Origin of the sequence: Cognatilysobacter xinjiangensis (genome assembly GCF_014651995.1) — a bacterium.
In the GTDB taxonomy this organism is placed as follows: Bacteria; Pseudomonadota; Gammaproteobacteria; order Xanthomonadales; family Xanthomonadaceae; genus Cognatilysobacter; species Cognatilysobacter xinjiangensis.
Window position 1 is genome coordinate 1,405,468 of sequence record NZ_BMXY01000001.1, and the last position, 26,460, is coordinate 1,431,927.

The window sequence follows — 26,460 nt, forward strand, 5'->3', positions numbered from 1 at the left end:
GCGTACCGGCCAAACGCCCGCCTGCCGAGCCTCGTGCCTCCTCGACGGGGCTTCAGGGCCCAAGGGCGCGTAATCCGTCGAGGACCCGGAGTCCAACCCCGGTTCCGCGAGGCGGGCCTCCCGCTCAGTCCTCGTCCTGCGCCTCGCGCCCCTGCTGGCGGATCAGCGCCAGCTCGCGCGCGTCGTTGATGGCCTCGCGCACGGCGTCGAGGTCGACGCTGCGCATGTCGGGCGTGAACCGGCCCGTGAGCGGGGTGTCGGGCTGCAGGTCGCCGGCCTCGAACAGCGCCCACATCTCCTCGCCGTACCAGGTGTCCAGCAGCTCCGGCGCCCAGCGGCCCAGGCTCGCGGTGAGGTTGTTGACGTCGCGCAGCAGCATCGTGCGCGCGGCGTTGTTGCCGGCCGCGCTCACCACCTGCGGGAAATCGATGACGACGGGGCCGTCGGGGCCGACCAGCACGTTGTACTCGGACAGGTCGCCGTGGATCAGCCCGCAGCACAGCATCCGCACCACCTGCCGCACCAGCACCGCGTGGAACTCGCGCGCCTGCTCCGGCGTGAGCTCGACCTCGCCCAGGCGCGGCGCGGAGTAGCCGTCGGCGTCGGTCACCAGCTCCATCACCAGCACGCCGTGGAAGTAGCCGTAGGGCGTGGGCACACGCACGCCGGCGTCGCGCAGCAGGTACAGCGCGTCGACCTCGGTGTTCTTCCAGGCTGTTTCCTGCTGCTTCTTGCCGTACTTGCTGGCCTTCTCGATGGCGCGGGCCTCGCGGCTGCCGCGCACCTTGCGGCCTTCCTGGTACTGCACGCGCTGCTTGAAGCTGCGCTGCGCCATGTCCTTGTAGACCTTCGCGCAGCGCACATCGTCGCCGGCGCGCACCACGTACACCGCGGCTTCCTTGCCGCTCTTGAGCGGCCTGAGCACTTCGTCGATGACACCGTCTTCGATCAGCGTCTGCAGGCTTGCGGGGGTCTTCAGGGTGGCTCCGGGACGGGACGCGCGGGCCGGACGGCCGCGGGCGCGTAGTGTTGCAGGTCGACGCCGTCGGCGCCCGACCGGCGCGCCCGTCGCGCCTCACGACAGGCGCGTTCTGCGGACCAGGCCGCATCGGCAGCAGCCCGGGGCCCGCGCCGTCGACCCGGGCGCGGCCGTCGTCGCCCGCGCCGCCTGCGACCGGGCGGTGTATGCGGCCCGGGCGTCACGTGGCCGTCGTGCGCTCCACCACACCGCGGTACACGCGAAGCATCGCCTCGACGCTCCGGTCCACGTCGGACCCGGTGGTCGCCCAGTTGGAGACCGAGATGCGCATCGCCGCGAGGCCCTGCCACGTCGTGCCGCTGGCCCAGCAGGTCCCGTCCTCCTGTATGCCCGCGATGACCGCGCGCGTCGTCGCATCGTCGTCGCCGAAGCGCACCAGCACCTGGTTCAGCACGACGTCGTTGAGGATCCGCACGCCCGCGGCATCGCCGAGGCGCCGCGCGAAGTGCCGCGCATGCGCGCAGCAGCGATCGACGAGGTCGGCGACGCCTTCGCGCCCCAGCGTTCGCAGGGCCGCGTATACCGGGATGCCGCGGGCGCGCCGGGAGAACTCCGGCACCCAGTCGACGGCGTCGCGCTCGGCGCCGCGCGTCTGCACCAGGTAGGCGGCCGACACCGTCATGGCCGCGCGATGCGCCTCCGCGTCGCGCACGATCGCGACGCCGCTGTCGTAGGGCACGTTGAGCCACTTGTGCGCATCCATCGCCCACGAATCCGCAAGCTCGATGCCGTCGGCGATGCCGCGCACGTCGCGGCCCGCGCGCGCCCAAAGGCCGAACGCGCCGTCGACGTGCAGCCACGCACCGCGCTCGCGCGCCACGTCGGCGATCGCGCGCAGCGGATCGAACGCACCCGTGTTCACGTGCCCCGCCTGTGCGCAGACGATCACCGGGCCGTCGAGCATGTCCATCGCCTCGCGCAGGCGGTCCACCCGCATGCGGCCCTGCTCGTCCGACGCCACGCGCACGAGCGATCGCGTGCCGAGCCCGAGATAGCGCAGCGCGACGTCGACGGTGACGTGCGCTTCCGCCGATGCGACCACGTGGATGCGCGGCGCGCCGACGAGACCCTCGCTCTCCACGTCCCAGCCGACGCGTTGCAGCACGCCGTGCCTCGCGGCGGCGAGGCAGGTGAAGTGCGCCATCTGGCAGCCGGTGACGAAACCCACCCCGCTCCCGCGTGGCAGGTCGAACAGTTCGAGCAGCCAGCGCGCGGCGATCTCCTCGAGCGCGGCCGCCATTGGCGAGATCACGTGGATACCCGCGTTCTGGTCCCACGTGGAGACCAGCCAATCGGTAGCGAGCGCGACCGGCACCGTGCCGCCGATGACGAAGCCGAAATAACGAGGCGCCGCGCAGGCCTACGTGCCGCGCGGCGCGTGCAGGGCGAGCCGGTCGATCACCGCGTCGGCGGGTTCGCCGCGCGCGGGCAAGGCGCCATCGAACGCGGAGAGCATGTCGTCGCGACCGGCGCGCGCACCGACGAAGCGTTCGGGAAGCGCGTCGATGAAGCGCATCGCATGCGCCTGCGCACGGCCGAGCAACGGGCCGAAGTCGTCGAACGTCATGGCATGCCCCGTGCACTCGCGGGCCCGCTCGGCCCGCGGCGATTATGCGATCGCGCCGGCCGCCGCCGGCACTCAGGCACGGCCGCTATCCGGAGCCCCTGAACGTACGGCGCGGGCGCATCGCAGCAGCCCAGCGCACGGCCGCTCGGTGCGCCGGCCGCCGGTCCCGGCCATGCAGGCATCACACCCGCCGGCCTACGCTGGCGGCCTCCCCGGATCGAGGAACGAACGATGCAGAACGTACCGGCTGGAACGCTCGTGGTGGTCGCCGACGGCAAGAAGGCGCGCATGCTCCGTAATGTCGGCGACGACAACGAGCTCACGCTGCGCCAGCACGACATGATGAACGCCGAGGACATCCCGTTGCAGGGTCCATCCGGCGTTGCACCGCACCAGCAGACGCCGCAGGAGAACGACGAGCGCACCTTCGCCAAGCACGTCGCGCAGCGCCTCAACGAGGGTGCACTCAAACAGGAATACGACCGCCTCGTGCTGATCGCCGACCCCGGCACGCTGGGCGAGATCCGTCCGCAGCTGCACAAGGAAACGCAGGACCGCCTGATCGGCGAGATCGCCAAGACGCTGACGAATGCGCCGCTCGAGGATATCCAGCGCGCACTGCACTGAACGTGGCGGTCGGGGTGGGCTCCGCCCGTTGCCACCGCGGGGCGCGCGCTGTGGATCTGCGCCGTCGCCTCACCCATCGAACGCCCGCCCGATGTCAGCCCGATCGCGCGCGTCCCGTGCAAACGTCGACGCGGCGCGACCGGCGCATCGGGTCCGCTCGCGTCCTCCAGCCGTTGCGGTATCCGGGCATCGACAGAGCCGGGTCCACTTGCGTCCCGCTCAGGGCACGCCCAGCAACGTCAGCACCGCCTTCGCCGCCGCTTCCGACGACGCCGGGTTCTGCCCCGTCACGAGGTTGCCGTCGGTGATCACGTGGCTCGCCCAGTCGGCCTTCTTCTCGTAGCGGCCGCCGTTGGCCTTGAGCATGTCCTCGACGAGGAACGGCACCACGTCGGTCAGGCCCACCGCGGCCTCTTCGGAATTGGTGAAACCGGTGACGCGGCGGCCCCGCACGAGTGGCGCTTCGTCGATGCCCTTCGCATGGCGCAACACGCCGGGCGCGTGGCAGACCAGCGCGACGGGCTTGACCGCGGCGTAGGTCGATTCGATCAGCGCGATGGAATCGTGGTCTTCGGCGAGGTCCCACAGCGGGCCGTGGCCGCCGGGGTAGAACACGGCGTCGTACTCGCTGGCCTGCACGTCGACGAGGCGCCCGGTGTGGGCGAGCGCCTTCTGCGCGTCGGGATCCTTGCGGAAGCGCTCGGTGGCGGGCGTCTGCGCGTCGGGCTCGTCGCTCTTGGGGTCCAGCGGCGGCTGCCCGCCCTTGGGCGACACCAGCGCCACGTCGACGCCCGCGTCCTTGAACACGTAGTACGGCGCGGCGAATTCCTCCAGCCAGAAGCCGGTTTTCTTCCCGGTGTCGCCCAGCCGGTCGTGCGACGTCAGCACCATCAGGACTTTCATGGCCGTCTCCCTGAAAACCCGGCACGCTACGCCGCGCGCCGCTAAGCCGCGGTGAGCCGGGCATGACCGCCGCCGTCAGCTCACGCGGATCGCCCGCCTGCCGCAATTCGCGCCGCCCGGCAAACCGACGGATGCCTCCGGCAGTCCGCGACAACTGCACGCCGCACCGGTGCCGGGAACGTGCCGGTGCGACACATCGCGCCCGCTCAACCCGTCCGCGGCAACCCGCGCTCGTACCACCCGCGCGAGCGGTTGACGATGCGCACCACCGACAGCATCACCGGCACCTCCACCAGCACGCCCACCACCGTGGCCAGCGCGGCGCCCGAGCGCACGCCGAACACGGCGACGGCCGTGGCCACGGCGAGCTCGAAGAAGTTGCTCGCGCCGATCAGCGCCGACGGCCCGGCCACGCAGTGCGCCTCGCCCACACGGCGGTTGAGCCAGTACGCCAGGCCCGCGTTGAAATACACCTGGATCAGGATCGGCACCGCCAGCATCGCGATGATCAGCGGCTGCTCGACGATCTGCCGGCCCTGGAAGCCGAACAGCAGCACCAGCGTGGCCAGCAGCGCCGACAGCGACACCGGCCCGAGCCGCCGCAGCAGCGCGGCCAGCCCCGCCTCGCCGTGGCGACGCAGCACGAAGGCGCGCAGCAGCGCGGCGACGGCCACCGGCACCACGATGTACAGCCCGACCGAGAGCAGCAGCGTGGACCACGGCACGCTGATCGACGCGATGCCCAGCAGCAGCCCCACGATCGGCGCGAACGCGAACACCATGATCAGGTCGTTGATGGCCACCTGGCTCAGCGTGAACTGCGGCTCGCCGTCGCAGAGGTGGCTCCAGACGAACACCATCGCCGTGCACGGCGCGGCGGCCAGCAGGATCAGCCCGGCGATGTAGTCGTCGTGCAGCGCGACGGGCAGCGCGTCGCCGAACACGTGGCGCACGAACAGCCACGCCAGCAGCGCCATCGAGAACGGCTTGACCGCCCAGTTGATGAAGACGGTGACGCCGATGCCCTTCCAGTGCCGGCCGACCCGGCGCATCGCGCCGAAATCGATCTTCAGCAGCATCGGGATGATCATCAGCCAGATCAGCACCGCCACCGGCAGGTTCACCTGCGCGACCTCCGCGCCGCCCAGGCGTGCGAACCCCGCGGGAAACAGATGGCCGAGCAGCGTGCCCGCGCCCATGCACAGCGCGACCCACAGGGTGAGGTAGCGCTCGAAGCGCCCCATGCGGGACGAGAGCGGTGCGTCTTCGGCGGCTTGCAGCGTTGAACTCATTCGATTCGATCCGGCAGATACGTTGGGAGACCGGGCCGCGCGATCGCGGCGGCGTGGAACGGAAAGACAACCTGGCCTGGGCGCTACGGCGAAACGGACAACAGACAACGGCGCGTGGGTGGGCTACCGCGTGCGCCTTCCATCGCGCGACAGGCGCAGCGCGAGCACGCGACAACGACGTGACCCCGCGTCACCCGCGCTGCGTTCCCGCCGGGGCAGCGCGGCGGCGACCGCCCCGCCTGCGCGCCGGACAGCGCGCGGCCCGCACGCCCGGCAGCACGACCTACAACGACGCGAGCAGCGCCTTCACCCGTGCCTCGATGTCGTCGCGTACCGCGCGGTAGCCGTCGTCGTCCATGTCGCGCGGGTCGGGCAAGGCCCAGTCCTCGCGGCGCTTCGCCGGCACCCACGGGCAGTCGTCGCCGCAGCCCATGGTGACCACCGCGTCGAACTCGCCGGCCACGTCGTCGAGCGATTTCGAGGCATGGGTCGACAGGTCGATGCCGCGCTCGGCCATGAAGCGCAGCGCCTTCGGGTTGATGCGCCCCGAAGGCCGCGAGCCCGCGCTCAGGGCCTCGACGCCTTCGCCGCCGTGCAGGCGTGCGAAGGCCTCGGCCATCTGGCTGCGGTTGGAATTCTCGACGCAGACGAACAGCACGCGGCGCGACATGTCAGGCCCCGCAGCAGGCGGCTTCGGCGCGCGCCGGCGCGGCGGACGTGGCGCAGCCGGTGTCGCAGGCACTGCGGGTGGCCTTTTCGCGCAGCGCCTCGGGCGTGAGGTGCTCCAGCACGGTGAACACCTCCCACTCGTTGCCGTCGGGGTCGGCCACCCAGAACTTGTCCTGCCGCGCATAGCAGCAATCCACCGACATCTCCTCGCGCGTGGCCAGGCCCGCGGCGGCGACGCGCTCGCGCATCGCGATCACGTCGTCGGTGGAATCCACCTGCAGCCCGAGGTGCGAGAGCGTGCCGCACGATTCGAAGCGCGTGCCCGGCATCTCGTTGAGCACGAAGTTGAGCGCGGGCGCGTCCAAGTCGAACTTGGCGTAGCCGGTGCGGCGCTGGCGGCTGTCGACGCCGGTGTCGTCCTGCAGGACGGAATGCACGGTGGTCTCGTCGTGGTAGTGCTTGACCGGCGCGGTGCCGAACAGCGCGCGGTAGAAGCCGACCGCGGCGTCGATGTCGCGGACGTTGAGCGAGAGGTGCGGCTTGCGGACGTTGGCGAGGGCATTGCTCATGGCGGTCTCCTTCGGTCAGGGGGTGCAGCGGCCCGCCGGGGCGCAGGCGGCGCCCTGGCAGCAGTTCTCGGTGAGGTAGCCGATCAGCGCGTCCATGCGCGCGTAGTCGGCACGTACGCGGATCACCCGCCCCTCGCGCGTGTCGGCCACCAGCCCCGCCCCGCGCAGCACGTTGAGGTGGGCGGTGAGCGTTGCCGGCGGCAGGTCGAGCCGCTCGCGCAGCTCGCCCACGGCGAGGCCGTCGGGGCCAGCCTGAACCAGCTGGCGGAAGGCGGCGAGCCGGCTCTCGTGGCCGAGCGCGCGGAGGGCGGCGAGGGTCTGGTTGGTGTCCATAGTTCCATATTTCCGGAATTATGGAATTTATGCAAGAGGGTGTGCCGTCGGTGCCCGCGGCCTTGGCCCGTGTGGGCGACTGAAGGCCCCCGGCCGCCCGCTCTGCCCGCGACTTCCCGGGCCGGCGCGGAGCCTCGGGGCGTGCGGATCGGGTAAAGGCGCGGCTTGCCGGGCTTCTTGCTTCAGCGATGAGGCTTTTCGCCTCGGCGACGAGGCTTCTCGCCTCGATCGTGAGGATCGGGAGCCTCGACGATGGAGCTTCGAGCCCGGCGCGTGAGGCTATGAGCCTCAACGATGAGGCTCAGCGCTTGGTGCGTGAGGCTTCGAGCCTCAGCGATGAGGCCCCAGAGGCTCAGCGATGAGGCTCTGGGCCGCGACGGTGAGGCTCAGAGCCTCATGCGTGAGGCTTCCGGCCTGGACGCTGAGGCTCCGCAGCCTCGGCGATGAGGCTTCGAGCCTCAACCGCGAAACGCGCCGTACCACAGCCACGAGGCGCGTCGTTTCGCCATGGGCAAGGCGATCCGTCTTATCACCGGGCAGGAACTCGTGCGGATGGTGCGCGCGGCGCAGGGACACGCCGCCATCACGCCTCCCGCACCCGTGGGTGTCGAACCTGTGTTCGCCCCACAGGCGGTCACGGAAGTCAGTGCGGCGGTACCGCCGCCCCGCCCGACCTGCTCCGCCGCGATGGCCCGGCGAACCAACCGCCAAACGGCCGCCGCGTTCTGGGGCTGCACGAACTTCCCGCGCTGTCGCGGCACTGCCAAGCACGCGAGCGGCAAAACCGACGTCCGCGGCGGCCCCGGATTTCCCCGCCGCACCTGACACTCTGGAGACCTCATGGACCGCCGTGAATCACAGCACATGATGACGATGAGCTGGCGCAAGTTCGCCGCGATGATCGCGGTGTCCACCGTCATCATGTTCATCCTGATGTATCAGCTGGTTTACAGCGCCGACCACGCGGTTTTCAGTGTTACCCGGCTCGTGTCGTCCCTTCTCATGGGATGCGTCATGACCGTCGTGATGCTGACCTTCATGTGGTCCATGTACGAGGGGCGGATGCTGAAGGTCGCTGTGCTGACGGTTGCATCCGCACTGGGCCTGATACTGCTTCTGGTGAATCGGAACCAGGCGCTGGTCGACGACGTGCGTTTCATGAAGGCCATGATTCCGCACCACTCCATCGCCATCAACAACGCACGCAAGGCGGAGATCAGCGATCCGCGTGTTCGCAAACTCGCCGATCGGATCATCGAAGCGCAGGTGCGCGAAATCCACGAGATGAAGCTGCTGGTGGCGGATATCCAACACAATGGCGAGCGCGGCAGCGAGCCGCTTCCTGCGATAGCGGCCGAAACGACGCCGGCAATGGAGCAGCAGGCGCAAGACGCGGTGCGGTGACGGAAGGCAAAGAGGTCGGTCCAACTTCGTGAGGAATGAACCTGACCTCTTCTTTTTTGAAACCCTCTACGGCCAGGCGTGTGCGGAAACTGCACTCCGACCCTGGCTTCTCACCCGCTCCCGCTGCGCTTCACTGGCTGTCGGCCTCCTCGCGGTGACACTCCCGCCGTGACCACCCGACTGCAACGCAGCCTCCTGCTCGTCACGCGCCAGCTCTGGTTTCGCGCGGGGATATTCTCACTTGTCGCCGTCGGCGCCGCGCTGCTGGCCAAGCAGGTGGACGGTTACCTGCCGGCCGACATGCCGTTCAAGGTCAGTGCCGAGGCGGTGACGAGCATCCTCGGGGCGCTGGCCTCGAGCATGCTCGCAGTCACCATCTTCTCGCTGAGCACGCTGGTATCGGCCCTCGCTGCGGCGACCAGCGGCGTGACCCCACGTGCGCGCGGGCTGCTGCAGGGCGACCGCGCCGCGCTCAATGCGCTTTCCACGTTCCTCGGCGCCTTCCTCTTCAGCCTCGTCGGCATGATCGCGCTCCAGACCGGCTACTACGGGGAGCGGGGCCGCCTGGTGCTCTTCGTCGCCACGCTCGGCATGGTGGCGGTCGTGGTGGTCACCCTCGTGCGGTGGATCGACCATGTATCGAGCCTGGGCGGCGTGACCGAGACCGCGGAGCGGATCGAGGAGGTGGCCGCGGGCGCTCTTGCCGATCGCGCCCGCCGCCCGTACCTGGGCGCGCAACCGTTTCCCGGGGCGACACCGCAGGGCAGCCCCGTGCTCGCGCCATCGACCGGCTACCTGCAGCATGTCGACGCAGCAAAACTGCAGGCGATCGCCGAGGAACGCGGGGCACGCATCTACGTGCTGGCGCTGCCGGGCACGTTCCTCACTACGGCGACGCGCGTCGCGATAGTTGAACGCGAGGCCGGCGAGCCATGCGACGACGGGATGGCGAAGCGCATCCGCGCTGCGCTGACCGTGGCGCACAGCCGCTCTTTCGACCAGGACCCGCGCTTCGGCCTGCTCGTGCTCTCGGAAATCGCCAGTCGCGCGCTATCGCCGGCGGTGAACGATCCCGGCACCGCGATCGGCGTGATCGGCCGCAGCCTGCGCCTGCTCCTCGACTTCGACCCCGCGAGGGAGTCCGCGCCCGAATTCGACCGGGTCTTCGCGCCCGCGATCGACCCGGACGATCTTGTAACCGACGCCTTCGCCGCGATCGCCCGCGACGGCGCATCCAACCCGGATGTCGGCCTGCGCCTCCAGAAGGCCCTGCATGCCCTCGTCACCGAAGGGGCGACTGGCGTCTCCCAAGCCGCAGCGCGCCTGTCGACCTACGCAATGCTGCTGGCGCGCGATGCATTGCAGTCGCTGCACGACATGCCGCGCCTGGCCGATGTCGCCGACGCCATCGCGCGCGACGCTGCCGCGCGCCACGCAGCACCGGGCGGAACGGGCCAACCGACGTCCCCGCGAAATTGAGGTGGGCGGTCGGTAGACCGCCGCGACGCCGCCGGACGAATCCGGTCTTCGCATGCGCGCATGCCTTGCTCGTGTTTCGGCCGGTGCAGATGCGGCGGCGAGCATCGCATCGGGTGCACGGCCCGCCCCCGTCGGTCAGGCACGCAAAGAAAAAGCGCGCCGAAGCGCGCCTTTTCCGACTTTCCGACTCGAGTGCTCAGCGGCGCGAGTCGCGCTCGCTCGACCTCACGTCGTCCTGGGCACGACCCACGCTGCGCTCGACCTTACCGGCATTCTTTTCGAGATTGCCTTCGAGCTGCTGCGAGCGGTCACCCGTCAACTTGCCGGTCGCTTCCTTGACCGAACCCTTCACTTCATGGCCCATGCCATCGGTGCGCTTGCTGTCCATGGTGTCTTCTCCTCTGTGATGCCGCAGGAGCGCGACAACCACATCCTCTCAAATGCGGCGTTAGACACGAGTGATCGCCGTGATGCCGAATTTATAGGGACTTTGCACGGGTTCAGATAAAACGCCGAGCGTTGTCGAGCGAGCAAAACGCAGAACGGCATCGCGCGGATTCGATACCCCGGCCTATGAAGCCGAGTCTTTCCGCATCGACGAAACGAACCTGATGACTTGCCCGACCAGGGCACGCGCGATCGCGATCCGGTCCTCCGCTCAGTGCTCGCGCTGCGCTTCGAACCCCTTTCTGGTGAACACGCCACGACCGGCGCGAAGCGCGAACCCGTCGCTTGAACCCTTCCTCGACCCCGCGATGCCTACGGTCGGGCGCATGGACATCTCGCCTCGCACCATGCACGCACCCATCGCACTCGCTTTGGCTCTGACGGCGGCACTCGCCGCCGGCGGCTGCCAGCCGTCGACGTCGGACTCCGACGACTTCTTCCGCGTCTCCGACGCGCCGGGCGCGGCGGGTTCCGCCGGCGGTCCGACGCCGGCGGTTGCCGAGCGCGTCGTGGTGGAGGCCCCGTCGCAGGATGCCGTCGAGCGGGACGGTGACGTCGCGCGGGAGGACGACGTGCCGCGCGACGACGGCCCCGGACGTTCGGCGGCCGAGGCCTACATGCGTCGGGACACGACCGCCGCCACCGTGCCCGCCGCACCGGCCGGCAGCGCGCGCACGGCGCCGCCCGTGGCCGACGCGCGCGCGCCGCGGGTCGCCACCACCCGCGACACGTCGAAGGCGCCCCCGCGTGACGCCACGCCCGAACGCGCGCGCGACACCGCCGCGCAGGCGCGCACGCGCGCTGCCCCCGCGACGGCGATCGACGGCGATGCACGCAGCCTCAATGCCCGTGCCATCGCACTGATCAACGGCGGCCGCCCCGAGGCCGCGGTCCCGCTGCTGGAACACGCGCTGGCGCTGCAGCCGCGCGACGCCGAGATGCTGGGCAACCTCGGCTACGCCTACATGCTGGTGGGCGAGCATGCCCGCGCGCGGTCGCGCTTCGTGGCCGCGCTCGACCTGTCGCCGACGCGCTCGGCCACGTGGCTCAACCTCGGGCAGACCTATGCCGAGCTCGGCCGCCAGGACGCCGCGCTCGACGCGGTGCTGAAGGGCTACCGATATTCCACGCGCAAGGCATCGGTGCGCTCGGCGCTGCAGCGCGCCGCGACGCAACCGCAGTTCAGCCCCGCCTGGCGCGATACCGCAGGCGCGGCGCTGAGCCGCATCGAGGCGGGCGCCTAACGAGTCGGGTCAATGTAGAAAAAGGGTCAGGTCCAACTTCTCGACGAATGAACCTCGCCTTCTTTCTCCATTCTTCGCAACCTCGCTTCTATCGACCTAGCGCCGATCAGCGCGGAATTCGACGCTGGCCCCTGTTTCGCTCCCCGCTGTTCCGTCACTTCAGAGCCGTTCCCCACCCCGGATCGCTATGCTGGCTGTTCCGCAGATGGCACCGCTTCGATGACCGACCCGCAGACTTTGACCGACGACGAAGCGCTCGAAGCGCGCGCATACGAAGCGTTCGACCGGGGCGACCTCGCCGAGGCCTCGCGCCATTTCGGCGAGCTGCTGAAGCGGCAGCCTGACGCACGGCACTTGCACTACATGCAGGGCCTCACCCACAAGTACCTGCGCGACTGGCCGACAAGCCTGGAGCACAACCTGCGCGCGCAGGCGCTGAGCGACGAAGTCAACGAATCGTCCGCGTGGAATGCCGGCATCGCCGCCACCGCGCTCGGCGACTGGGCACAGGCGCGCGCGCAGTGGCGTGCGTGCGGCATCCGGATTCCCGAGGGCGAAGGCCCCATCGATGGCGACTTCGGCCTGGTGAGCATCCGCCTCAATCCATGGGGCGATGGAGAGACCGTGTTCGCGCGCCGGATCGACGTGGTGCGCGCCCGGCTGCTGAACGTGCCGCTGCCCGAGAGCGGCCATCGGCTGTTCGACATCGTGCTGCACGATGGCGCGAGCACCGGCCAGCGCCAACTGTCCGACGGCGGCACCGTCAACGTGTTCAACGCCCTCGCCCGCCTGGAACCGTCCGACTTCCGCACCTTCGTCGCGTTCGTCAGTTGCGACTCGCCCGACGACATGGAGGCCCTGTCCGCGGCCACGCTGCCCGGCATCGGCTATGTGGAGGACTGGACGGCCTCGATCACGCACTACTGCCTGCGCTGCAGCTACGGCGCGCCGCATCGGCACGAGGACCAGGCGGACGAGGACTGGTCGCCCGACCGCAACCTCGGTATCGGCGCCCAGAGCCGCGCCGCCGTCGTCCGCCTGCTGCAGGACTGGGCCCGTGCCGCGCCGGGGCGCTCGGTCGAGGGCATCGAGGAGCGCGAGGTCGAGGCATCGGAGCCGGCCGATGGCCATGTGTGGTGGCGCGGGGCGGAGGATGACGAGGACGAGGACGAAGACGAGGGCCCCGGAAGCTGACGTCAGGGCGGTTGGGCGCAGGGAGAAATTGCACTCTGCCCCCTGTTTCCGACATCAGGAGGCACAAGACCGGCGGGTTACGACTCTGACCCCTATTGCCACGAATGCGTTCGGTGAGCGCGATCCGCTGCCCACGCCCTGCAGGTAGTACCTCGCGCTCGGCACCGCCCCGTCCTACGCGAGGCAATCGGGTCAGGTTGTATTCCGAGCCACGCACCGCGAATCCCTGACAGACGAGGCTGTCCCTCCACGCGAGTCTTCAGGCCCCAACGTCCTGTCCGCCCGCATGGCCCGACTCCCGAGACTCGATCTGCCAGGCATCCCGCAACACATCGTCCAGCGTGGCAACGACCGGCAGCCATGCTTTGCGCGCGATGCGGACTATCAGCAGTACCGGCAGGAGCTCGGCGAGGCGGCGCTCAAGCACGGCTGCGACGTGCATGCCTACGTGCTGATGACGAACCACGTGCATCTGCTCCTGACGCCCGCCGAGCCCGGCGGTGCGTCGCGCATGATGCAGGCGATCGGCCGACGCTACGTGGCCTGTTTCAATGCGCGATACAGGCGCACGGGGACGCTATGGGAAGGTCGCTTCAAGTCGGTGCCCGTCGACACCGAGGGGTACGTCCTCGCCTGCTACCGTTACATCGAGCTCAACCCCGTGCGCGCCGGCATGTGCGTAAGCTCCCCCGGCAGGCAGACATCTCATAACTAGAACTTTCTGGCATCGTTTTCCCAGCCAGGAGGTTGCATGCGCACTTCGAAGTTCACCGAAAGCCAGATCGTCTCGATCCTCAAGCAGGCGGACGCTGGCGTGCCGGTAAAAGACCTGTGTCGACAGGCCGGCATCAGCACCGCGACCTACTACCAGTGGAAGAGCAAGTACGGCGGTCTGGAAGCGTCCGAACTTCGCCGGGTCAAGGAGCTCGAAGCCGAGAACGCCAAGCTCAAACGCATGTACGCGGAGATGGCGCTGGACAACGCGGCACTGAAGGACCTGATCGCAAAAAAACTGTAGGGCCGGCCCAGAAGCGTGAGGCGGTGCGCTTTCTGACCGAAGTGCACGCGCGGCCGCTGAGCCGGTCCTGTGGCTACTTGGGGCTGTCGCGGGCAGCGTGGTACGCGCCGCCGCTGGACTGGACGGTGCGCGATGCGGAGTTGATCGCAGCGCTGGCAAAGCTGGTGGAGGAGCGGCCCAGCCGCGGCTTCTGGAAGTGCAGCGATCAGCTGCGCCGACTTCGGCCGGACTGGAACCCCAAGCGGATCTACCGGGTCTACAAGGCGATGCGATTGAACCTGCGGCGGGCTGCGAAGCGGCGCCTCCCAAAGCGCGAACGCGTGGCGCTGTACGTGCCCAGGCTGCCGGACACCGTCTGGTCGGTCGACTTCATGAGTGATGCGCTGGCCTGTGGTCGACGCTTCCGAACCTTCAACGTGGTCGACGACTTCAACCGCGAGGTACTGCATATCGAGGTCGACACGTCGATCAACTCCAACCGGCTCGTGCGTGTGTTCGAGCAACTCAAACGCGATCACGGCTTGCCGCAGGTGCTGCGCTCGGACAACGGCCCGGAGTTCCTGGGCGAGGCCTTTACCGCCTGGTGCAAGGCCAACAGCGTCGCGATCCAGTACATCCAACCCGGCAAGCCGAACCAGAACGCTTTCATCGAACGCTTCAACCGTACGTTCCGCGAAGAGGTACTGGATCAACACCTGTTTGCACGCCTTGAAGACGTCCGCGAGGCCGTGCACTGGTGGATGATCGACTACAACGAGACCCGACCCCACGACGCGCTCGGCGGCTTGACGCCTGCCGAGTACCGCGTTCGACACGCCGAAAGTTCTACTTTTGAAGTGCCTGCTTGACGGGGGAGCTTACGTGTGCACCGCACCCGGCGAGTACGCGTGGAGCAGCTACCACGCCAATGCCCTGGGTCGACACGAGCCGCGGCTGCGGCTCCATCGGGCGTTCTCCGCGCTTGGCGCGACCGACGAAGCCCGTCGACTTGCCTACCGCGCACTGGCGGCCGCGGGTATTCCCGATGAGCTGCGCGACGCCCTCACCCTGCACACCCGCCAGCAGAAGCCCTGGGGCAGCGATCGCTTCAGGCGGGAGATCGAAGTGCTGACAGGCCGGTCCCTCGAGGTGCGACCCGCCGGGCGGCCACGCCGGTCAGCGGGTAATGGAACCTGACCCCCTTTTCCCCCGCGAACACCTAACCAGTGAGCCCCAGCCAAACCTTCCCGTAGTTCATAACTGCAGCCCCTACAGCACCAACAAAAATAAGCCCAGTCACGATTGGGTTGTTTCTTGCCACTTCAACCAAAGCAATGGGATGAATCCCGTACTTGTCGATAAACCCAGCCCGGGTCTTCAGACTCTTCTCGTGAACGCGATCGAAAATATTTGCCAGCACGTCGACCTTTCTCCACGTCGACTGCTGCAACCTCCTGTACTCCCCCTTCACAAAAGCATCCGCCTCCTCAGCACCCTGCAAAGCATCGGCATCGGAAATCTTATTCATCTCGATCACACTCATTAGCCGGCCTTTTCGGCCGGATTCAGAAGTGTGCGATGCATATCTTTTACCGTAAATCGTTACCAGCTCCCTCGCCAAGTCAAACTTGCGGCTGTCGGGAAGAATTGTTGGCTGCCCACCAAGCACACGATACCGGTGTTCCAAAGCCGAGAAACCGTAGTTGTCGTCGCGCATGTTCCAGTGGATGAAGTTGCTATCCGTATTTCTACTCAGGAACGCGAAGTACCCTTCCAGCATGTCAAGTTCGAGAGGATCAAGGGTCGCGGCAAGTACGCTCGGCGCCACGTTAAGGTGGGTAGCGCCCCCAGGCCCGTGGCTGTACCCCTGAGGAAACGAGGGCACTATCTCATTGAGCGCGGCGAGCTGACCAAGCAACTCTGCTGACTTGTGGATCGACCATGTCTTCGTTTGTGCTGACTTGAGATTCCTCACGACAATGCAGGTAACGCGCGTTGATCCGCCGACAGGGGCGTGCCCAGGCGGCGCGTAGAACGACTCACATGAGTAATGGATTAGGTAGCTATTGATCGCATCCTCATAGATCTCGTTGAGCTTTTTTCGGCTTTTCGACCGCTCTTTTACGCGCGACAGTTCCGATGTACTCATCATTCGCCCCCCAAATGTGATTTGCAGTCAATGGCGCTGGTTCAGGGACCGCTTGACCATCCCAAAGACTTGTACCTTGGCCTGGGAATTACTTTTCCCGCGAAGACGCGCGTGCGCAAAGCGCGCTTATGCTTCGCGAACCTGCATTCTGGCCTCCCTCTTACAGTTCTCCCGACGGTGTGTCTCAGCGGCGCGCAGGTGTAAAGCGCAAAGGAAGCTGGACTCCAACCCGACTTTTACGGCGTTCACGCCCTGCGCAAGTACGCTTGGGTGGCCGCGGCATTCTCAATTTCATTCCTAAACGCTTCTATCAGGCCTAAGACATCGTCGTGCAAGGACTCGTAATCCGCGGGAGCAACATCCAACGACTCACCATGCGCTACGTGGTTACGCGGATTTACAAGATTTGAGTCGATGAAGGTCATTCGAATGCTGAATCGGTCCTCATCGAGCCCGAGGGTTTCCAGAATGTCCTTAAGCACGCTCGAACTTAGGTTGGACTGCGTGCTTATGACCTTCTTGTACGGGACACGAGCCTGCTTACCTGCGCAACTCAAGTAGAACGACGCGAGTTCCATGCCCATCTTGTGATCGCCCTGCTTGATGTACTCCAGAGCCTTCGACCTCGCCGCGAGGTTCAGGAAGTTCAGAGCAAGCTTGTCCCCGTCGACGCGCTGGTATGACACGTATTGGAGGTAGCTCGACGCGCAACGCTTAACGAACCCCTCCCAATGCGCGTAAAGGAGTGCAACCGCAGCACGGATTAGCACTTTCTCCTTAAGCTGACCACGATGCGTCTGAATCATCGCTCGCAATTCAGTCAGCTCTTTGCGTCGCCAGATCAAATCTTCTGCAATAGCCGTCAAGAGATCGTCGAGCGTTCGCATTGATCATCTCTGGAAGAGCTGACGGCCAAGCGGAATGAGGTGAGGCAGACGACGAGTCGCCGTCATCCCGGAAGTGGCCCAACGCGTGAAGCCTGAATTCGACCAGAGCGATCGTGCGCGGGCTGGAATGTCCGTTTCGTCGCACAAAGATTTATTGTGAATGTTGAATGCCACACCAAGCGCAACGACCTCAAAGAGGGAAAGCAAAAAACCGCCTTCGTGCTTATTCTTCTTCAGGTTGTACCGCTTAAATGCATCGTCGCCCATCGCACTATTCAGTGTCGCGAACGTCTTTTTGAACAAGGACTTCGTAGACGTCTTACGAAATTTCTTGTCAGACGCAATATGGGTCATACGATCAGTGAGGAACGTTCCAACATCTCCGATGGATCGAAACTCGGACTCGGGCAGCAGGCTCAAGACAATGAAACGAAGTGCGAGCTCAGTGTCATAAGCCTCTTCCAGCGGGCGATCGGCGAGAGCGGTAGCGGCGATGAAGTCGTCCTCGCGTCGAAAATCCTTCAACCACTCGTAGAAGGACTTATTCACCATGACAAGAAGACAGTTGCGAACTTCCTGTGGACTAAGTTCGGATCCGCCAGTATTCAGTCGCTGAAACAAGTCGTACTTGGCCGACTCGTCACTTTCCTTCAGCACGATGCTAGCGCCAATCTTTGCTCGCTTAATGATTAGCTGTAGGTCCTTAGGCAGCGCTTTAGGATCACCGTCTGTCTTAGGGTGCCAATATGTCCCTTGAAGCGCGGGCAGGTATTTCGTGCCTTCAAGAACCAGCGGTTTCACCTTGTTTCCGCCCTCGTCTTCGAGCAGGCCCATGAACTGAAAGATCGTCGAAAGCCGCTGGAGGCCATCGACAACATCCCACACGCCGTCCTGTCTTTGGCTAACGAAAATTGGAGGAAGCGGAATCCCAAGCAAAATGGACTCGATCAGGCTTGCTTTCTGAGCTTCAGTCCAGCGATAGAACCTTTGGAACTCCGGGTGGATGTCGAGTTCCTTCTTCTCATACATGCTTGTCCATTCTCCGATGGACATCGGATATCCGTCCGTCTTGATCTCTCGGCGCTTGCTGTTGATCTGATCTACAAGAGACATGTCAGCCCTTTAGGCGATGCAGTGACATCATGGTATTAACGGGAACTGCTAACAGATGCGAAAACCGACGCTACAACATGCGCTGCAGACGCTCCAAATATAGTTCCCGCATCACGGAGAAGTAAAAAAAGGTCCGCTTTTCGCGGACCTTTTTCTATCGCAGCCTCACATATTCCGCCTGTACTCCCCACCCACCTCATACAACGCATGGCTGATCTGCCCCAGCGAATGTGTCTTCACCGCCTCCATCAGCGCCTCGAACACGTTACGGCGCTCGCGGGCGGTCTTCTGTAGGAATTTCAGACCCTCCCCGGCCCGTGCATTCCTGTTGGCCTGGTAGCCGGCCACGTTGGTGATCTGCTGGCCCTTCTCCTCCTCGGTCGAGCGGATGAGCTCGATCTCGGTGGCCACATCGCTATGGCCGTCCTTGCCGAGGAAGGTGTTGACGCCCACCAGCGGCAGCGAGCCGTCGTGCTTCTTGTGCTCGTAGTAGAGCGACTCTTCCTGGATCTTGCCGCGCTGGTACATGGTGTCCATGGCGCCCAGCACGCCGCCGCGCTCGGAGATGGCTTCGAACTCCTTGTAGACGGCCTCTTCGACGATGTCGGTGAGCTTGTCGACGATGAAGCTGCCCTGCCAGGGGTTCTCGTTGAAGTTCAGCCCCAGCTCCTTGTTGATGATCATCTGGATCGCCACGGCGCGGCGCACGCTTTCTTCCGTGGGCGTGGTGATGGCTTCGTCGTAGGCGTTGGTGTGCAGGCTGTTGCAGTTGTCGAACAGCGCGTACAGGGCCTGCAGCGTGGTGCGGATGTCGTTGAACTGGATCTCCTGCGCGTGCAGGGACCGGCCGCTGGTCTGGATGTGGTACTTCATCATCTGGCTACGCGGGCTGGCGCCGTAGCGCTCGCGCATGGCGCGCGCCCAGATGCGGCGGGCGACGCGGCCGATGACGGTGTACTCCGGGTCCATGCCGTTGCTGAAGAAGAACGAGAGATTGGGCGCGAAGTCGTCGATGTTCATCCCGCGCGCGAGGTAGTACTCGACGATGGTGAAGCCGTTGCTGAGCGTAAAGGCGAGCTGGCTGATCGGGTTCGCGCCGGCTTCGGCGATGTGGTAGCCCGAGATCGACACCGAGTAGAAGTTGCGGACGCCGCGATCGACGAAGTACTGCTGGATGTCGCCCATCATGCGCAGGGCGAACTCGGTGCTGAAGATGCAGGTGTTCTGCGCCTGGTCCTCTTTCAGGATGTCGGCCTGCACGGTGCCGCGCACGGTCTGCAGCGTGTGCGCCTTGATGCGCTCGTAAACCTCGGGCTCGACGACTTCGTCGCCGGTGACGCCCAGAAGGCCCAGACCCAGGCCGTCGTTACCTTCCGGCAGCGGGCCTTCGTAGGTCGGGCGCTGGCGGCCTTCGTAGATGGCGTCGATCTTTTCGCGCGCGGCCAGCCAGCGCGACTCGTCCTCGCGCAGGTACTTCTCCACCTGCTGGTCGATCGCGGCGTTCATGAACATCGCGAGGATCATCGGCGCGGGGCCGTTGATGGTCATCGAGACGGACGTGCTGGGCGCGCACAGGTCGAAGCCGGAGTACAGCTTCTTCATGTCGTCGAGCGTGGGGATGTTGCAGCCCGAGTTGCCGATCTTGCCGTAGATGTCCGGGCGCGGCGCCGGGTCTTCGCCGTACAGCGTGACGCTGTCGAAGGCGGTGGACAGGCGCGCGGCGGGCTGGCCGAGGCTCAGGTAATGGAAGCGGCGATTGGTGCGCTCGGGCGTGCCCTCGCCCGCGAACATGCGGATCGGGTCCTCGCCGGTGCGGCGGTACGGGTAGACGCCGCCGGTGTACGGGTACGCGCCCGGCAGGTTCTCTTTCTGCAGGAAGGTGAGCAGGTCGCCCCAGCCCTTGTAGGTGGGCGCGGCGATCTTCGGGATCTTCTGGTGGCTCAGCGACTCGCGGTAGTTCTCGACCGCGATGACCTTGTCGCGCACCTTGTACTCGTTGACGTCGTCGGTGATCGACTTCAGGCGCGCCGGCCACTCGCGCAGCAGCTTGAGCGCCTCGGAGCTGAGCGACTGCACGGCGTCGTTGTAGCGCTGGCGCAGGGTGAGCAGCGTGCGGTCGACGCCGCGCTCGAGGTAGCTGAACCCGCCCTCGTCGTCGACGTCGGCGACCGGCTTGAGGCCGTTGCCGCCGAGCAGGTGGTCGGCGCCGTAGAGGTCGAGCGCCTGCGGCAGCTGCGGGTCTTCCAGCGCTTCGAGCGCCTGCCAGTACGACTGCGCGCGGTCGGCGATCTCGGCCTGCGTCTCGATCTGGCGGTTGATGCCGCGGCCCTGCTCGGCGATCTCGGCGAGGTAGCGCACGCGGCTGCCGGGGATCAGCACGGTGGCGCGCGGCTCGCGCAGCGAGGTGTCGAGGTCGGGCGTCCACTTCTCGGCCGGCAGCTGCAGCTTCTCGCGCAGCAGGCGGCAGAGGTTGGCGAACATCCAGCTGACGCCGGGGTCGTTGAACTGGGAAGCGATGGTCGGGTAGACCGGCACGTCCTCGTCCGGCGTCTGGAAGGCCACGCGGTTGCGCTTCCACTGCTTGCGCACGTCGCGCAGGGCGTCCTCGGCGCCACGCTTGTCGAACTTGTTGAGCACGACCAGCTCGGCGTAGTCGAGCATGTCGATCTTCTCGAGCTGGCTGGGCGCGCCGAAGTCGGAGGTCATCACGTACATCGGGAAGTCGACGAGGTCGACGATCTCCGAGTCGGACTGGCCGATGCCGGCGGTTTCGACGATGACGAGGTCGTAGCCCACGCCCTTGAGGAAGCCGATGCAGTCGCGCAGCACCAGGTTGGTGGCGGCGTGCTGGCGGCGCGTGGCCATCGAGCGCATGTAGACGCGCGGGCTGCGCAGCGAGTTCATGCGGATGCGGTCGCCCAGCAGCGCGCCGCCGGTGCGGCGGCGGGTGGGGTCGACCGAAATCACCGCGATGCGCATCTCGGGGAAGTGCGCGAGGAAGCGGTTGAGCAGTTCGTCGGTGACGGACGACTTGCCCGCGCCGCCGGTGCCGGTGATGCCGACGACGGGCGTCTTGCTGCCGGCCAGCTGCCATTGCTTGCGCAGGTGCGCGAGTTGCGTCTCGTCGAGCGCGCCCTCTTCGATCGCGCTAAGCATGCGGCCGAGTGCGATCTCATCACTGATGGCCGGGTTCTGCGTCGGCGGGGCGTTCTCCACGCGCGCCTGCGAGGCACGGCGGATCACGTCCTCGATCATCGCGACGAGGCCCATGTGCATGCCGTCGTTCGGGTGGTAGATGCGCTCGACGCCGTAGTCCTGCAGCTCCTTGATCTCTTCCGGCGTGATCGTGCCGCCGCCGCCGCCGAACACGCGGATGTGGCCGGCGCCGCGCTCGCGCAGCATGTCGACCATGTACTTGAAGTACTCGACGTGGCCGCCCTGGTAGGACGACAGCGCGATGCCGTCGGCGTCCTCCTGCAGCGCGGCGCGCACGACGTCCTCCACCGAGCGGTTGTGGCCCAGGTGGATGACTTCGGCGCCCTGTCCCTGGATCAGGCGGCGCATGATGTTGATGGCGGCGTCGTGGCCGTCGAACAGGCTCGCGGCGGTGACGAAGCGCAGCGGCGTCGCGTTCTCGGCGGCGCTGGCGGTGGATTCGGGCAGGCGGTCGGCAGGCGAGCTCATCGGTGCGCGCACATCTATTTCTAAGGATGGCCCGATTGTAACAAGGCGACCGTACGCAGCCCGGGGCGCGCGTAGGGTCGGGTACCCTGCGCGGCATGAACGATTCGAACGAACTGGAAACGCTGCGCCAGGCCGCCGCCTCGGGCGCGCCGGACGACCTGCATCGCTACGCTGCCGCGCTGGTGGCCAACCTGCGGATGGAAGAGGCTTTCGAGGCCTATTCGCGCGCCGCCGAGGCCGGCCACGCGGGCGCGCTGCTCGAACAGGGGCGGATGCTGATGTATGGCGTCGGCACCACCGCCGACATCGCGCGCGCCGTGCAGGCGTTCGAGCAGGCCGAGGCCGCGGGGCAGCCGATCGCGGGCTATTTCCTTGCGCTGATCGGGCTGGGCGATACCGCCGTGCCGCGCGATGCGCGCGTTGGCGAGCGCTTGCTGGCCGCCGTGCAGGCCGCCTACCCGCCCGCGCTGCGCGCCGCGGCGATCCATTTCGGACGCAAGCCCAACCTGCAGGACCAGGCGCTGGCCATCCAGTTGCTGGACCACGCGGCCGGGCGCGGCGACGCCATCGCCGCGCACCTGCTGGCCGAGCGCGTGCGCCGCGGCGAAGGCTGCACGGCGCAGCCCGAGGCGGCGGCGCAGCTCAAGGCCAAGCTGCGCGAGGGCGGCTTCGACGACCTGCCCGAGATCATCGCGGTGCCGGCAGCGCCCAAGCGCCCCAGCCCGCCGTCGACGCTCGCGCTCGACGAGGTGATGGACCCGCCGGAGGCCGAGGTGCTGGCGGAGTCGCCGCGCATCGCGCAGGTCGACGGCCTGCTGTCGGTGGACGAATGCCGCCTGCTGGTCGCCACCGCGCAACCTCTCCTGCGCGCCGCGGCACAGACGCCGGGCATCGGCCCGGTGCCGCGCGTGGCCTTCGAGCCGCTGCTGGAGGACGTCGCGCTGAGGCTGGTGCAGCTGCGCCTGGCCGCGGCGGCGGACATGGAACTGGTCGAAGCCGAGCCGCTGGTGGTGGCTCGCGTCGCACCGGGCGACGGGCCCGTTTTGCCCGAAGCAGCCGAAGGTGACGACGAGCGCCAGCGTGCGGTCTATGCCTGCCTCGCCATCGGCAAGGGCGGCGCGCGGCTGCGTTTTCCGGGCGGCATCGTGATCGACGCGGAGGCCGGGCGGGCGATCGTCGCCGATGCCTCGGGCGCGACCATCGAGGGCGATGGCTGGTTCGCCACGCTGCCGCTGTCCTCGCGCCGGCGTCGAGACTACTGATCGACGCGGGCCCACGGCACGCCGGGCCTGCGATCCGCCGCCTCCATCCGCCAGCGTCCGGAGCGCCCGGGCGGACCGCGACGTCCGGCGTGGAGGCCCGCATAACGGGAATGGACTAAAATCCCGCTTCTGTGTCGGGCGGACCACGGTCCGGCACGTCCCGCGTTCCCATTCGTTTCACGACCTAACCAACCCAGTCGGCCGGAATGCGCGGAGCGTGTTCGTCGGTGCCGGCGCGGAGCCTGACGATGATCTTCGAAACCCTCGACACCACCGGCCACGAGCAGGTCGTTTTCTGCCACAACAAGGACGCGGGCCTGAAGGCCATCATCGCGATCCACAACACCGTGCTCGGTCCGGCGCTCGGCGGTACGCGCATGTGGCCGTACGCGAGCGAGCAGGAAGCGCTGAACGACGTGCTCCGCCTGTCGCGCGGCATGACCTACAAGAACGCGGTGGCGGGCCTGGACATCGGCGGCGGCAAGGCGGTGATCATCGGTGATCCGTCGAAGGACAAGTCCGAGGCGCTGTTCCGCGCGTTCGGCAAGTTCGTCGACTCGCTGGGCGGCCGCTACATCACGGCCGAGGACGTCGGCATCGACGTCAACGACATGGAATACGTCTACCGCGAGACCGAGTACGTCACCGGCGTGCACCAGGTCCACGGCGGCTCGGGCGATCCGTCGCCGTTCACCGCCTACGGCGCGCTGCAGGGCCTGATGGCCACGCTGAACCGCAAGTTCGGCAACGAGGAAGTCGGCAACTACTCCTACGCCGTGCAGGGCCTAGGCCACGTCGGCATGGAATACGTGAAGCTGCTGCGCGAGCGCGGCGCCAAGGTGTTCGTCACCGACATCAACAAGGGCCTGGTGGAGCGTGCGGTCGAGGACTTCGGCGCCGAAGCCGTGGGCACCGACGAGATCTACGACGTGCCGGCCGACGTGTACTCGCCGTGCGCGCTGGGCGGCACGGTCAACGAGAACACGCTGCCGCGCCTCAAGGCCAAGATCATCTGCGGCGCCGCGAACAACCAGCTCGCCAATAACGCGATCGGCGACGAGGTGGAGAAGCGCGGCATCGTCTACGCGCCGGACTACGCGGTGAACGCGGGCGGCGTGATGAACGTCGCGCTGGAAATCACGGGCTACAACCGTGAGCGCGCGATGCGCATGATGCGCACGATCTACCACAACCTCGCGCGCATCTACGAGATCGCCGACCGCGACGGCATCCCGACCTACCGCGCCGCCGACCGCATGGCCGAGGAGCGCATCGCGATGCTCGGCAAGCTGAAGCTGCCGCTGGGCCGCAGCAAGCCGCGCTTCGAAGGGCGCATTCGCGGCGGTCACTGATCCGCGTTTCGTTCCACATGACGGGGCTTCGCGCCCCGTCATGCTTTTAGACGACCAGATTACGGAGTGATGCATGCGTCCTTTCCCCCTCGGTGAGGAAATCGATGCCCTGCGCGACGCGGTGCGCCGCTTCGCCGAGAGCGAGATCGCCCCGCACGCGGCGCAGATCGACCACGACAACGCCTTCCCGCAGGACCTGTGGCCCAAGCTCGGCGAGATGGGGTTGCTGGGCATGACCGTGCCCGGCGAGTACGGCGGCAGCGAGATGGGCTACCTCGCGCATCTCGTCGCGATGGAGGAGATTTCGCGCGCGTCGGGCTCGGTGGGCCTGTCCTATGGCGCCCACTCGAACCTGTGCGTGTCCAACCTCTACGCCAACGGCAACGAGGCGCAGCGCCAGAAGTACCTGCCGAAGCTCTGCACCGGCGAATGGAAGGGCGCGCTTGCGATGAGCGAGCCGGGCGCGGGTTCCGACGTCGTCGGCTCGATGAGCTGCCGCGCGGAACTGCGCGACGGCGTTTGGGTTGCGAACGGCAACAAGATGTGGATCACCAACGGCCCCGAGGCCGACGTGCTGATCGTCTACATGCGCACGGCGAGCAAGGAGGCCGGCAGCAAGTGCATGACCGCCTTTCTCGTCGAGAAGGGCATGAAGGGCTTTTCGACGGCGCAGAAGCTCGACAAGCTCGGCATGCGCGGCAGCAACACCTGCGAGCTGGTGTTCGAGAACTGCGAGATCCCGCAGGAGAACGTGCTCGGCGAGGTCAACAACGGCGTCAAGGTGCTGATGTCGGGCCTCAATACCGAGCGCCTCGTGCTCACGGGGGGGCCGCTCGGCCTCATGCAGGCCGCGCTCGACATCACCCTGCCCTACGTCCGCGAGCGCAAGCAGTTCGACGCGGCCATCGGCACGTTCGGCCTGATGCAGGGCAAGGTGGCCGACATGTACACGGCGCTGCAGTCGAGCCGAGCTTTCGCCTACCAGGTGGCACGCGACTACGACGCCGGGCACAAATCCCGCGTCGACGCCGCGTCCTGCCTGCTGCACGCCTCGGAAGCCGCAGTGCAGGTCACGCTGGAAGCGATCCAGTCGCTTGGCGGCAACGGCTACATCAACGAGTACCCCACCGGCCGGCTGCTGCGCGACGCCAAGCTCTACGCGATCGGCGCGGGCACGAACGAGATCCGCCGTATGCTCATCGGCCGCGAATTGTTCGCCGGCAACGCCTGAGCCCACGAGGACACTGCATGGACCGCAACGCCAGCCGCCCCTTCCGCCTCGCCGCGCTCGCCTTCGGCCTGGCGATGACCTCCGCCGCCTTCGCTGCCGCACCGTCGAAGGACGCCACGTCGACGGCCCCGGCCGTCGTCGCGCCCATGAGCCGCTTCACGACGACCGATGGCGTGGAGCTGGCCTACGAGGTCGCGGGCAACGGTGCGCCGGCGGTCTTCGTCCACGGCGGCCCGGGGTCGGGTAGCCATGCCTTCCGCCTGCTGTCGGACGGCATCCTGGAGACGCACTTCCGCATCGCCTGGCTCGATCAGCGCGGCAGCGGTGCCTCGGCCAGCGCGCCTTCGGGCGACTACTCGCTGGACCGGCAGGTCGCCGACCTCGAGGAGCTGCGCGCCAGGCTGGGGCTGGAGCGCTGGACACTGGTCGCCTACTCCTTCGGCGGGCTGATCACGCAGGCCTACGCCGCCGCCCACCCCGACCGCGTGGCCGGCATCGTCCACATCGACAGCCTGCTCAACCTGCCCGCGTCGATGGAGAGCACGGCGAGCTACGGCTACGGCCTGTTGCCGGCCGACAGGCGTCCACCGATGGACCCCTCCATGCCGCTGCCGCAGCGCTATTTCACCGTGCTGGGCATGCTCGGCCAGATGGGCCTGTCCGACCGCCTGCAGTACGCGGGCGAGGACGCGGCCGCGCGTGCCAAGGCGCGGCTCACAGCCAACCCGGCGCCCGGCCGCAACGGCGACATGGCCCAGAAGATCTTCTCGGGCAACCCGGGTCGCTACCTCGAGGACATGACCGCCGGTACCGAGTCGGTCGACGTGCCGGTGCTCGTGGTGACCGGCGATGCCGACCAGGTCACCGGCCCGGAGCACTACAAGGCGTTCCGCTACCCGAAGCAGACCGTCGCCGTGCTCAAGGGCGGCCACATGGCGTTCTACGAGGACGCGGAAGGCTTTGCCCGCGCCATCGCGGCGTTCGCGGCGAAGGTGCGCTGAGCGCGTCTGGCGAGCCT

25 protein-coding genes and 1 pseudogene are annotated in these 26,460 nt (G+C 67.1%); 13 read left to right on the forward strand and 13 right to left on the reverse strand.

The genetic code is table 11. The features are described 5' to 3' along the window. Window positions 1-124: 124 nt before the first annotated feature. The 3 genes and pseudogenes from IE066_RS06680 to IE066_RS14760 form a co-directional block, all read right to left on the reverse strand. Window positions 125-979, reverse strand: coding sequence for a PA4780 family RIO1-like protein kinase (locus IE066_RS06680; RefSeq protein ID WP_189448869.1), 855 nt, complete (start codon window positions 977-979; stop codon window positions 125-127). Between the two features lie 220 nt (window positions 980-1,199). Next, window positions 1,200-2,375: pseudogene (locus IE066_RS06685) on the reverse strand (pyridoxal phosphate-dependent decarboxylase family protein); the annotation flags it as partial. A 24-nt stretch (window positions 2,376-2,399) separates the two neighbouring features. Continuing rightward, entirely contained in the window at window positions 2,400-2,606 is a 207-nt protein-coding gene (locus tag IE066_RS14760; RefSeq protein ID WP_229790694.1) for a hypothetical protein, read from the reverse strand. 231 nt (window positions 2,607-2,837) lie between these two features. Between IE066_RS14760 and IE066_RS06690 the strand changes: the two genes are divergently transcribed. Continuing rightward, entirely contained in the window at window positions 2,838-3,233 is a 396-nt protein-coding gene (locus tag IE066_RS06690) for a host attachment family protein (RefSeq protein ID WP_189448009.1), read from the forward strand. Window positions 3,234-3,452: 219 nt separating this feature from the next. Here IE066_RS06690 and IE066_RS06695 read toward each other — a convergent pair whose 3' ends face one another. The 5 genes from IE066_RS06695 to IE066_RS06715 form a co-directional block, all read right to left on the reverse strand. Next, complete coding sequence (locus IE066_RS06695) at window positions 3,453-4,136, reverse strand: type 1 glutamine amidotransferase domain-containing protein (RefSeq protein WP_189448011.1); 684 nt, start codon at window positions 4,134-4,136, stop codon at window positions 3,453-3,455. 206 nt (window positions 4,137-4,342) lie between these two features. Beyond that, window positions 4,343-5,380 carry an ACR3 family arsenite efflux transporter gene (arsB, locus tag IE066_RS06700; RefSeq protein WP_189448871.1) on the reverse strand — a complete coding sequence of 346 codons (1,038 nt, stop codon included), beginning with the start codon at window positions 5,378-5,380 and terminating at the stop codon, window positions 4,343-4,345. Window positions 5,381-5,711: 331 nt separating this feature from the next. Further along, on the reverse strand, window positions 5,712-6,098 hold the full coding sequence (locus IE066_RS06705) for an arsenate reductase ArsC (protein ID WP_189448013.1): 387 nt from the start codon (window positions 6,096-6,098) through the stop codon (window positions 5,712-5,714). A gap of 1 nt (window position 6,099) precedes the next feature. Beyond that, window positions 6,100-6,666, reverse strand: a complete 567-nt coding sequence (locus IE066_RS06710; RefSeq protein WP_189448015.1) for an ArsI/CadI family heavy metal resistance metalloenzyme — start codon at window positions 6,664-6,666, stop codon at window positions 6,100-6,102. Window positions 6,667-6,681: 15 nt separating this feature from the next. Then, window positions 6,682-6,999, reverse strand: coding sequence for an ArsR/SmtB family transcription factor (locus tag IE066_RS06715; protein WP_189448017.1), 318 nt, complete (start codon window positions 6,997-6,999; stop codon window positions 6,682-6,684). Window positions 7,000-7,506: 507 nt separating this feature from the next. Between IE066_RS06715 and IE066_RS06720 the strand changes: the two genes are divergently transcribed. The 3 genes from IE066_RS06720 to IE066_RS06730 all read left to right on the forward strand — a co-directional run bounded on the left by IE066_RS06720 (window position 7,507) and on the right by IE066_RS06730 (window position 9,882). Further along, window positions 7,507-7,824: a topoisomerase DNA-binding C4 zinc finger domain-containing protein gene (locus IE066_RS06720; RefSeq protein ID WP_189448019.1), complete on the forward strand. Its 318-nt coding sequence runs from the start codon at window positions 7,507-7,509 to the stop codon at window positions 7,822-7,824. Window positions 7,825-7,839: 15 nt separating this feature from the next. Next, window positions 7,840-8,403, forward strand: a complete 564-nt coding sequence (locus IE066_RS06725) for a DUF305 domain-containing protein (RefSeq protein WP_189448021.1) — start codon at window positions 7,840-7,842, stop codon at window positions 8,401-8,403. 168 nt (window positions 8,404-8,571) lie between these two features. Then, window positions 8,572-9,882 (forward strand): DUF2254 domain-containing protein, encoded by a 1,311-nt coding sequence (locus IE066_RS06730; protein WP_189448024.1) that lies wholly within the window; start codon window positions 8,572-8,574, stop codon window positions 9,880-9,882. Window positions 9,883-10,078: 196 nt separating this feature from the next. Here the strand turns inward: IE066_RS06730 and IE066_RS06735 are convergent, their stop codons facing one another. Continuing rightward, on the reverse strand, window positions 10,079-10,270 hold the full coding sequence (locus tag IE066_RS06735; RefSeq protein ID WP_189448026.1) for a CsbD family protein: 192 nt from the start codon (window positions 10,268-10,270) through the stop codon (window positions 10,079-10,081). A gap of 385 nt (window positions 10,271-10,655) precedes the next feature. Here IE066_RS06735 and IE066_RS06740 point away from each other — a divergent pair, with 385 nt between their 5' ends. The 5 genes from IE066_RS06740 to IE066_RS06760 all read left to right on the forward strand — a co-directional run bounded on the left by IE066_RS06740 (window position 10,656) and on the right by IE066_RS06760 (window position 14,961). Continuing rightward, complete coding sequence (locus tag IE066_RS06740; protein WP_189448028.1) at window positions 10,656-11,573, forward strand: tetratricopeptide repeat protein; 918 nt, start codon at window positions 10,656-10,658, stop codon at window positions 11,571-11,573. A 219-nt stretch (window positions 11,574-11,792) separates the two neighbouring features. Beyond that, entirely contained in the window at window positions 11,793-12,767 is a 975-nt protein-coding gene (locus tag IE066_RS06745; RefSeq protein WP_189448030.1) for a tetratricopeptide repeat protein, read from the forward strand. Between the two features lie 286 nt (window positions 12,768-13,053). Continuing rightward, on the forward strand, window positions 13,054-13,482 hold the full coding sequence (locus tag IE066_RS06750) for a transposase (protein ID WP_308427428.1): 429 nt from the start codon (window positions 13,054-13,056) through the stop codon (window positions 13,480-13,482). Window positions 13,483-13,518: 36 nt separating this feature from the next. Continuing rightward, window positions 13,519-14,633 (forward strand): IS3 family transposase gene (locus IE066_RS06755; RefSeq protein WP_189448032.1). Its coding sequence is split into 2 segments (ribosomal slippage): window positions 13,519-13,771 and window positions 13,771-14,633, totalling 1,116 coding nucleotides; the frame shifts between segments, so codons are not numbered across the junction. A gap of 13 nt (window positions 14,634-14,646) precedes the next feature. Beyond that, on the forward strand, window positions 14,647-14,961 hold the full coding sequence (locus tag IE066_RS06760) for a hypothetical protein (RefSeq protein WP_189448035.1): 315 nt from the start codon (window positions 14,647-14,649) through the stop codon (window positions 14,959-14,961). A gap of 22 nt (window positions 14,962-14,983) precedes the next feature. Here IE066_RS06760 and IE066_RS06765 read toward each other — a convergent pair whose 3' ends face one another. The 4 genes from IE066_RS06765 to IE066_RS06780 form a co-directional block, all read right to left on the reverse strand. Continuing rightward, complete coding sequence (locus IE066_RS06765; RefSeq protein ID WP_189448037.1) at window positions 14,984-15,913, reverse strand: hypothetical protein; 930 nt, start codon at window positions 15,911-15,913, stop codon at window positions 14,984-14,986. Window positions 15,914-16,158: 245 nt separating this feature from the next. After that, window positions 16,159-16,800, reverse strand: a complete 642-nt coding sequence (locus IE066_RS06770) for an MAE_28990/MAE_18760 family HEPN-like nuclease (protein ID WP_189448039.1) — start codon at window positions 16,798-16,800, stop codon at window positions 16,159-16,161. A gap of 3 nt (window positions 16,801-16,803) precedes the next feature. After that, window positions 16,804-17,829, reverse strand: a complete 1,026-nt coding sequence (locus IE066_RS06775) for a DUF262 domain-containing protein (RefSeq protein ID WP_229790695.1) — start codon at window positions 17,827-17,829, stop codon at window positions 16,804-16,806. Window positions 17,830-18,078: 249 nt separating this feature from the next. Continuing rightward, entirely contained in the window at window positions 18,079-21,597 is a 3,519-nt protein-coding gene (locus IE066_RS06780) for a methylmalonyl-CoA mutase family protein (RefSeq protein WP_189448043.1), read from the reverse strand. Window positions 21,598-21,692: 95 nt separating this feature from the next. Between IE066_RS06780 and IE066_RS06785 the strand changes: the two genes are divergently transcribed. The 4 genes from IE066_RS06785 (at window position 21,693) to IE066_RS06800 (ending at window position 26,443) form a co-directional block, all read left to right on the forward strand. After that, window positions 21,693-22,859, forward strand: coding sequence for a tetratricopeptide repeat protein (locus IE066_RS06785; protein WP_189448045.1), 1,167 nt, complete (start codon window positions 21,693-21,695; stop codon window positions 22,857-22,859). Window positions 22,860-23,107: 248 nt separating this feature from the next. Then, the gene (locus IE066_RS06790) at window positions 23,108-24,211 is read left to right on the forward strand and encodes a Glu/Leu/Phe/Val dehydrogenase (RefSeq protein WP_189448047.1); all 1,104 of its coding nucleotides are present in this window, start codon (window positions 23,108-23,110) and stop codon (window positions 24,209-24,211) included. A gap of 73 nt (window positions 24,212-24,284) precedes the next feature. Further along, window positions 24,285-25,442, forward strand: a complete 1,158-nt coding sequence (locus IE066_RS06795; RefSeq protein ID WP_189448049.1) for an isovaleryl-CoA dehydrogenase — start codon at window positions 24,285-24,287, stop codon at window positions 25,440-25,442. A gap of 17 nt (window positions 25,443-25,459) precedes the next feature. Then, a complete protein-coding gene (locus IE066_RS06800) occupies window positions 25,460-26,443 on the forward strand; it encodes an alpha/beta fold hydrolase (protein ID WP_189448051.1) in 984 nt (327 codons plus the stop codon). The last annotated feature ends 17 nt before the right edge of the window (window positions 26,444-26,460 follow it).

Bases quoted from the DNA above. Each gene is read 5' to 3' on its own strand.
- IE066_RS06745 (WP_189448030.1), top strand. From the start codon at position 11,793: ATGACCGACCCGCAGACTTTGACCGACGACGAAGCGCTCGAAGCGCGC.
- IE066_RS06785 (WP_189448045.1), top strand. From the start codon at position 21,693: ATGAACGATTCGAACGAACTGGAAACGCTGCGCCAGGCCGCCGCCTCG.
- IE066_RS06725 (WP_189448021.1), top strand. From the start codon at position 7,840: ATGGACCGCCGTGAATCACAGCACATGATGACGATGAGCTGGCGCAAG.
- IE066_RS06800 (WP_189448051.1), top strand. From the start codon at position 25,460: ATGGACCGCAACGCCAGCCGCCCCTTCCGCCTCGCCGCGCTCGCCTTC.
- IE066_RS06795 (WP_189448049.1), top strand. From the start codon at position 24,285: ATGCGTCCTTTCCCCCTCGGTGAGGAAATCGATGCCCTGCGCGACGCG.
- IE066_RS06690 (WP_189448009.1), top strand. From the start codon at position 2,838: ATGCAGAACGTACCGGCTGGAACGCTCGTGGTGGTCGCCGACGGCAAG.
- IE066_RS06740 (WP_189448028.1), top strand. From the start codon at position 10,656: ATGGACATCTCGCCTCGCACCATGCACGCACCCATCGCACTCGCTTTG.
- IE066_RS06720 (WP_189448019.1), top strand. From the start codon at position 7,507: ATGGGCAAGGCGATCCGTCTTATCACCGGGCAGGAACTCGTGCGGATG.
- IE066_RS06715 (WP_189448017.1), bottom strand. From the start codon at position 6,999: ATGGACACCAACCAGACCCTCGCCGCCCTCCGCGCGCTCGGCCACGAG.
- arsB (WP_189448871.1), bottom strand. From the start codon at position 5,380: ATGGGGCGCTTCGAGCGCTACCTCACCCTGTGGGTCGCGCTGTGCATG.
- IE066_RS06710 (WP_189448015.1), bottom strand. From the start codon at position 6,666: ATGAGCAATGCCCTCGCCAACGTCCGCAAGCCGCACCTCTCGCTCAAC.
- IE066_RS06705 (WP_189448013.1), bottom strand. From the start codon at position 6,098: ATGTCGCGCCGCGTGCTGTTCGTCTGCGTCGAGAATTCCAACCGCAGC.
- IE066_RS06775 (WP_229790695.1), bottom strand. From the start codon at position 17,829: ATGTATGAGAAGAAGGAACTCGACATCCACCCGGAGTTCCAAAGGTTC.
- IE066_RS06735 (WP_189448026.1), bottom strand. From the start codon at position 10,270: ATGGACAGCAAGCGCACCGATGGCATGGGCCATGAAGTGAAGGGTTCG.
- IE066_RS06770 (WP_189448039.1), bottom strand. From the start codon at position 16,800: ATGCGAACGCTCGACGATCTCTTGACGGCTATTGCAGAAGATTTGATC.
- IE066_RS06695 (WP_189448011.1), bottom strand. From the start codon at position 4,136: ATGAAAGTCCTGATGGTGCTGACGTCGCACGACCGGCTGGGCGACACC.
- IE066_RS06790 (WP_189448047.1), top strand. From the start codon at position 23,108: ATGATCTTCGAAACCCTCGACACCACCGGCCACGAGCAGGTCGTTTTC.
- IE066_RS06765 (WP_189448037.1), bottom strand. From the start codon at position 15,913: ATGAGTACATCGGAACTGTCGCGCGTAAAAGAGCGGTCGAAAAGCCGA.
- IE066_RS14760 (WP_229790694.1), bottom strand. From the start codon at position 2,606: ATGACGTTCGACGACTTCGGCCCGTTGCTCGGCCGTGCGCAGGCGCAT.
- IE066_RS06750 (WP_308427428.1), top strand. From the start codon at position 13,054: ATGGCCCGACTCCCGAGACTCGATCTGCCAGGCATCCCGCAACACATC.
- IE066_RS06780 (WP_189448043.1), bottom strand. From the start codon at position 21,597: ATGAGCTCGCCTGCCGACCGCCTGCCCGAATCCACCGCCAGCGCCGCC.